This is a genomic window from Salipiger sp. 1_MG-2023 (assembly GCF_030547555.1).
Lineage (GTDB): Bacteria > Pseudomonadota > Alphaproteobacteria > Rhodobacterales > Rhodobacteraceae > Salipiger.
On sequence record NZ_JAUOQN010000001.1, the window covers coordinates 262,264 to 268,716 of the forward strand.

Sequence of the window (6,453 nt, forward strand, 5' to 3'; positions counted from 1 at the left end):
GTCGTAATCCGCCTATGACGACAGCACCGCTGCTTTAAAACGCGCGGGAAAGGCTGTCAGCATTTGTTCGACCCCATGCGATCTGCCAGTCTGCCCGGGCATAATAACGAAAAACGACTGGAACTGACATGTATGATACCCAGACCGGTGCGCCGGTCCTGTCGGTGCGCGACCTGACCGTCGCGCTGCCCGGCGACCATGATCGCGTCTTCGCCGTCAAGGACGTCAGCTTTGACCTGCGCCCCGGCGAGATCCTCTGCATCATTGGCGAAAGCGGGTCCGGCAAATCCGTGACCGCAAGCGCGGTGATGGGGCTGCTGCCGCCGGTGATGACCGTGCGCAACGGCGAGATCATCTTTCGCGACAAGAACCTGCTGACCCAGAGCGAAGCCGAAAAGCGCAAGATGCGCGGGCGCGCCGTGTCGATCATCTTTCAGGACCCGCTGTCGGCGCTCAACCCGCTGATGACCATCGGCGCGCAGATCCGCGAAGTGCTCGATTACCACGACGAGGGCACCCCGGCGTCGCGCCCTGCCCGCGTCGTCGAAATGCTGACCGAGGTTGGCCTGCCGGACCCCGAGCTGTTGCAGCACCAGTACCCGTTCCGCCTGTCGGGTGGTCAGCGCCAGCGGGTGATGATCGCCATGGCCATGGCGCTGAACCCCGACATCCTGATCGCCGACGAGCCAACCACCGCGCTTGACGTCACCACGCAGGCGCAGATCCTCGAACTGATCCGCAAGGTGCAGCGCGCCAAGGGCATGTCGGTGATGTTCATCACCCATGATTTCGGCGTGGTGGCGGAAATCGCCGACCGCGTCATCGTCATGGAAAAGGGCGACATCGTCGAACAGGGCATCGCTGGCGACGTGCTGACCGCGCCGCAGCATCCCTATACCCAAAAGCTGATCGCCGCCGTGCCGACCCTGCGCGAACAGGACCGCAGCCGTGCCAAGGAGCCGCCGGTGGTGATGCAGGTGAGCGGGCTGCAAAAGACCTATCGCACCCGCAGCGGCTTTCTTGGCAAGATGCGCGAGGTCCACGCGGTGAACGGCATTTCCTTCACCCTGCGCAAGGGCGAGACGCTGGGCGTGGTGGGCGAATCCGGCTCGGGGAAATCCTCGCTCGGCAAGGTGCTGATGAAGCTGACCGATGCCGATGGCGGCGAGATCCGCTTTCAGGGTGAAAACCTCGTGACGCTGGATGAGCAGGCCTTCCGCCCGCTGCGCCCGCGCATCCAGATGATCTTTCAGGACCCGTATGCCTCGCTCAACCCGCGCTTCACCATCGGGCAGGCGTTGACCGTGGGGCCGGTGGCGCATCGCCTGATGAGCCAGACCGCCGCCCGCAAGCGCGCCGAGGACACACTGGAACTGGTCGGGCTCGATGCGTCGGCCTATGAGCGCTATCCGCATGAATTCTCGGGCGGGCAGCGGCAGCGGGTCGGCATCGCCCGGGCATTGATGTTCGACCCCGAAGTGATCGTTGCCGACGAGGCGGTCTCGGCGCTCGATGTGTCGATTCAGGCGCAGGTGCTGGAATTGCTCGACCGCATCCGGCGCGAACGGCACCTTGCGATGATCTTCATCACCCATGATCTGCGCGTCGCCAGCCAGATCTGCGACGACATCCTTGTCATGCACAAGGGCAAGGTGGTCGAGGCTGGCCCGCCCTCGCGCATCTTCCGCGACCCGCAGGATGCCTATACCCGCTCGCTCGTGGCGGCCATTCCCGGCGGCTGAATAGCCCGCAAAGGGGCGGCAATCGCCCCTTTGCCTGCATTTTGCACCGGATCAGGGCGTTTTCGGGGCTGATTCAACGAAATTTCCCCTCGCCCGCGCAAAGTAGTTGTAAACAACAACTACTCTTGCCACGCTACCGTCATCAGGCATTTTCCTGACAAGGCCCCACTCACGGACCCCACACCATCCGCCCCGGCGGGACAGGACAGGCATGACCGCAGCCCACGATCATACCCCGGACGACGAGCAGCCCTTTGAAATCGCCGGGCTGCGCATCGACATTCTGGAAGGCGCGTTCAGCTGGTACATCCGCTCGATCGATTCCGCGGTCTCCAAGGATCTCGACGCGCGGATGCGCCATCTCGAGGTGGCAAAGGGCAAGGGCAAGATCACCGCGCTGTTCCTGATCGACGACTATCCCGGCATCCGGCCCTCGGCCATTGCCAAGGTGCTGATGCGCGACCGCCCTGCCACCGGGCGGGTGATCGACAAGCTGGTGACAGCCGGGCTTGCGACCCGCGAGACCCATGTCGGCGATGCCCGCGCCCAGGCGCTGCACATCACGCCCAAGGGCCACGCGCTCGCCGAGGAGGTCCGCGAGATCATCCGCCAGCAGGAACGCGAGTTCTTCGATGTCATCCCCGACGAGGATCGGGACCAGTTCATGCGCTTGCTCAAGCGCGCTTACATGGGAATACGAGACAAATGGCAGTAGACAAGGTTGCCCTGATCTCTGGCGCCAGCCGCGGCATCGGCGCGTCGGTGGCGAAAACGTTGTATGAGGCGGGCTGGAAGGTGTCGCTGGGAATGCGCACGCCGAAACTGCCCGATTGGGCCAACCCCGCGCGCGTTCATGTCATGGAATATGACGCCGCCGACCCCGAAGCCGCCACAGCTTGGGCCGAACAGGCCCGCGCGGCGCTTGGCCCGATCACCGCCATCGTCGCCAATGCCGGCATCATGATCCCGAAAAACGTCATCGAGGCCGAGGATTCCGATTTCGACGACATGTTCGAGGTCAACGTCAAGGCGCCCCGCCGCCTTGCCAAGGCCGCGTGGGACGATCTGATCGCCTGCGGGGCCGGGCGGATCATCGTGCTGGCCTCGCTGTCGGGAAAGCGGGTGAAATCCGCCGGATCTTCATCTTACAGCGTCAGCAAGTTCGCCGCCGTGGCGCTGACCCATGGCTTCCGGCAGGTCGGCTTTGACCATGGCATCCGCGCCACCGCGGTCTGCCCCGGCTTTGTCGCCACCGACATGGCCGTCAGCCTGACCGGCAAGCCCACCACCGAAATGACCCAGCCCGAAGATCTCGCCGCCGCAATCGCCATGCTGCTCGCGCTGCCCAACACCGCCTCGGTCACCGAATTTCACGTCAACTGTCAGGCCGAGGAGTTTTTCTGATGCCCGGACCTTATGTCGTTCCCGTTCATGGGGATGCGGATCTTCCTGAAAAAGTCGACGTCGTCGTCATTGGTGGCGGCATCATCGGCAGCTCGACCGCGCTTGAGCTGGCCGAACGCGGCCTCAAGGTGGCGCTGTGCGAAAAGGGCGGCATCGGGCACGAGCAATCGAGCCGCAACTGGGGCTGGGTGCGCATCACCCGGCGCGATCCGCGCGAAGTGCCGCTGATGGCCGAATCGCTGCGGATCTGGGACGGCATGGCGACCCGCACGGGCCGCGATCTGGGCTACAAACGCTCGGGCGTGATGTTCTCCTGCGCCACCGACAAGGAATACGAACAGCACGAACGCTGGCTGAAGAACCTTCAGGATTACCAGTTCGAAAGCCGCATGGTGTCAAAAGCCGAAATGGCCGAACTGGCCCCCGGCATGGGCAACATGGATGTGAAGGGCGCGCTTTTCAACGCTGTCGATGGCCGGGCCGAGCCGCAAAAAGCCGCCCCCGCCATCGCCGAGGCCGCCCGTGATCGCGGTGCGCATGTGCTGACCGAATGCGCTGTGCGCGGCATCGAGACATCGGGGGGCAAGGTTTCCGGCGTGGTAACCGAACGCGGCAGCATCGCCTGCGAACAGGTGGTGCTGGCGGGCGGCGCGTGGTCGTCGCTGTTCGCGCGCAACACCGGGCTGCGGCTGCCGCAGCTCAAGGTCAAGAATTCGGTGATCCGCACCAAGCCGCTCGAAGGTGGCCCGGAAACCGCGATCTGGTCCGAAGGCTTTTCGATCCGCAAGCGGCAGGACGGCGGCTATACCATCGCCGACGGCTTCCGCAATATTGTCGACATCGTGCCCGACAGCTTCCGCTACATGAAAGATTTCCTGCCCGCGCTTGGCGCCGAATGGAAATCGCTGATGCTGCGTTTCGGCGGGCGCTTCTATGACGAGGCACGCATTCCCAACAAATGGTCGCTCGACGAGGCCAGCCCGTTTGAATACTGCCGCGTGCTCGACCCCAAACCGGCGTTCAAATTGCAGGACGAGGCGCTGGCCAACCTGCGCCGCGCCTTCCCCGTGTTCGAAAAGGCCGAGATCGCCCAACGCTGGGCCGGGGCCATCGATGTCACGCCCGATGCGGTGCCGGTGATCTCGGCCATCGACAGCACGCCCGGTTTTTTCATCGCCACCGGCTTTTCCGGCCATGGCTTTGGCATCGGCCCGGCAGCGGGCAAGCTTGCCGCCGATCTGGTGACCGGCAAGACGCCCGTCGTCGATCCGACCCCGTTCCGTTTCAACCGCTTTTCCGATGGCTCGAAGATCGAGATCATCAGCGGTTTCTGATCCTACCCGGCCTGATTCAGGGCCGGGCCAACCCGCGACACAGAATCCGGCAAACGGGTCGTCGCCTTCAACCAACCAACTGGGAGACGCTATCATGACCAAAGACCTGCCCGGCAAGGGCTTTACCCGGCGCGGCGCGCTGCAACTTTTCGGGGCTGCGGGCCTGATGTCCGCCACCGCCCTGTCCGGCACCCGCGCGCTTGCGGCCAATGCCGACCCCAAGGGCCAGATCGTGCTGTCTTTCAGCCAGGAGCCCACCGTCTTCAACCCGCTGATGCCGCATATCGAGGTGGATGAAGGCGTCTATTACGCGATTTTCGACACGCTGATCGATTTTGACGAGAATGGCGAATTCTTCCCGCTGCTCGCCGCCGAGGTGCCCACCGTGGAAAACGGCGGCATCTCCGAGGATGGCCTGACGTGGAAGGTTACGCTCAAGGACGGCGTGACATGGCATGACGGCACGCCGTTCACCGCCGAGGACGTCAAGTTCAGCCTCGAGCTGCCGATGAACCCCGATTTCATCAGCTTCCGGTCCACCGGCTATGAGCTGATGAGAAACATCACCGTGCTGTCCCCGACCGAGATCACATGGGAAATGACGGCCCCCTTCGCCCCGATGGGCGCGATCCTTGCATCGACCTTCATCATCCCCAAGCACGCCTTCGACGGTGTCGAAGACCCCAACACCGCCCCGTTCAACAATGCCCCGATCGGCACCGGTGCCTTCAAGTGGAAGGAACGCATGGCCGGGGATCACATCGAGCTGGTCGCCAACCCCGATTACCACGGTGATGGCCCCTATATCGAAACGCTGATCATCAAGTACATCCCCGATCTCAACGTGATGTACACCCAGTTCAAATCGGGCGATGTCGATGTGATCGGCCTTCAGTACATCTCGCCGGACCATCTGGAAGAGGCGCAGACCCTGGACGGCAAGACCGTGCAGGTCATGGGCCGTGCCACGTTCGAATCCATCGGCTTCAACAACATGCGCCCGGTGTTTCAGGACCCGGCGGTGCGTCAGGCGCTCTACCTTGCGGTCGACAAGACCTCGATCATCGACGCGCTGTATTACGGCGTGCCGACCCCGACCGAAACCTACATGCCGCAGCAGTCGTTCTACTATAACCCCGACCTGCCCAAGCACGAGTTCAACATCGAAAAGGCCAACGCCCTGCTGGATGAGGCCGGCTGGGTCATGGGCGGCGATGGCGTGCGCGAAAAAGACGGCGTGCGGCTGGAATTCACCAACTCGACCACCGCGGGCAACCACCTGCGTGAACAGGCGCAGCAGTTCATTCAGCAGACCTTTGCCGAAATCGGCGCCAAGATGGAAATCAAGAACCTGCCCCCCGCCGTCATGTGGGGCGATTACTGGATGAACTCGGAATTCGACTCGGTCGTGGTGGGTCTTTCCACGCTGTCGGGCGCCGACCCGGATTCCTCGGACTACTGGATGTCGACGAAGATTCCGGCAAAAGGCGGCTCGGGCCAGAACACCATGGCCTATGCCAATCCCAAGGTCGACGAGCTGTTGACCGAGGCGGCGAACCTGTTTGTCCCCGAGGACCGCAAGCCGCTGTACATGGAACAGCAAAAGATCATGCGTGAGGATCTGCCCTTCCTGCCGCTGTTCCAATACGCCGTGGTGGCCGGCTGGAAAGAGGGCGTCGAAGGCCCGACCCAGAACGTCAACAACCGCATCGGCACGTGGAACGTGCGGTCGTGGAAATGGACGTCCTGATCTGAGACCTGCGCGCGCCGGGGTTTTCCCCCTTTGCCCGGCACGCGCAACCGCCCCGGGGGGCCCCCGCCCCCCCGGGGGGCGCGGGGGGCGCCCCCCCCCCCCCCCCGCGCCCCCCCCCCGCCGCCCCCCCCCCCCCCCGCCGGCCGCCCCCCCCCCCCCCCCCCCCCCCCCCCCCCCCCCCCCCCCCCCCCCCCCCCCCCCCCCCCCCCCCCCCCCCCCC

General features: G+C 64.3%; 5 protein-coding genes. All 5 read left to right on the top strand.

What is annotated here, in order from left to right:
• Positions 1-128: 128 nt before the first annotated feature.
• The 5 genes from Q4543_RS01255 (at position 129) to Q4543_RS01275 (ending at position 6,230) form a co-directional block, all read left to right on the top strand.
• On the top strand, positions 129-1,742 hold the full coding sequence (locus Q4543_RS01255) for an ABC transporter ATP-binding protein (protein ID WP_303435876.1): 1,614 nt from the start codon (positions 129-131) through the stop codon (positions 1,740-1,742).
• A gap of 211 nt (positions 1,743-1,953) precedes the next feature.
• A complete protein-coding gene (locus Q4543_RS01260) occupies positions 1,954-2,457 on the top strand; it encodes a MarR family winged helix-turn-helix transcriptional regulator (protein ID WP_303435877.1) in 504 nt (167 codons plus the stop codon).
• On the top strand, positions 2,448-3,146 hold the full coding sequence (locus Q4543_RS01265) for an SDR family NAD(P)-dependent oxidoreductase (RefSeq protein WP_303435878.1): 699 nt from the start codon (positions 2,448-2,450) through the stop codon (positions 3,144-3,146). The genes Q4543_RS01260 and Q4543_RS01265 overlap by 10 nt, the downstream gene beginning before the upstream one ends.
• On the top strand, positions 3,146-4,480 hold the full coding sequence (locus Q4543_RS01270) for an FAD-binding oxidoreductase (RefSeq protein WP_303435879.1): 1,335 nt from the start codon (positions 3,146-3,148) through the stop codon (positions 4,478-4,480). The genes Q4543_RS01265 and Q4543_RS01270 overlap by 1 nt, the downstream gene beginning before the upstream one ends.
• Before the next feature lie 94 nt (positions 4,481-4,574).
• The gene (locus Q4543_RS01275) at positions 4,575-6,230 is read left to right on the top strand and encodes a peptide ABC transporter substrate-binding protein (RefSeq protein WP_216006119.1); all 1,656 of its coding nucleotides are present in this window, start codon (positions 4,575-4,577) and stop codon (positions 6,228-6,230) included.
• The last annotated feature ends 223 nt before the right edge of the window (positions 6,231-6,453 follow it).

What these genes read in the sequence shown, in the direction of transcription:
- Q4543_RS01270 (WP_303435879.1), top strand. Translation starts at nt 3,146, where the DNA reads ATGCCCGGACCTTATGTCGTTCCCGTTCATGGGGATGCGGATCTTCCT.
- Q4543_RS01260 (WP_303435877.1), top strand. Translation starts at nt 1,954, where the DNA reads ATGACCGCAGCCCACGATCATACCCCGGACGACGAGCAGCCCTTTGAA.
- Q4543_RS01255 (WP_303435876.1), top strand. Translation starts at nt 129, where the DNA reads ATGTATGATACCCAGACCGGTGCGCCGGTCCTGTCGGTGCGCGACCTG.
- Q4543_RS01265 (WP_303435878.1), top strand. Translation starts at nt 2,448, where the DNA reads ATGGCAGTAGACAAGGTTGCCCTGATCTCTGGCGCCAGCCGCGGCATC.
- Q4543_RS01275 (WP_216006119.1), top strand. Translation starts at nt 4,575, where the DNA reads ATGACCAAAGACCTGCCCGGCAAGGGCTTTACCCGGCGCGGCGCGCTG.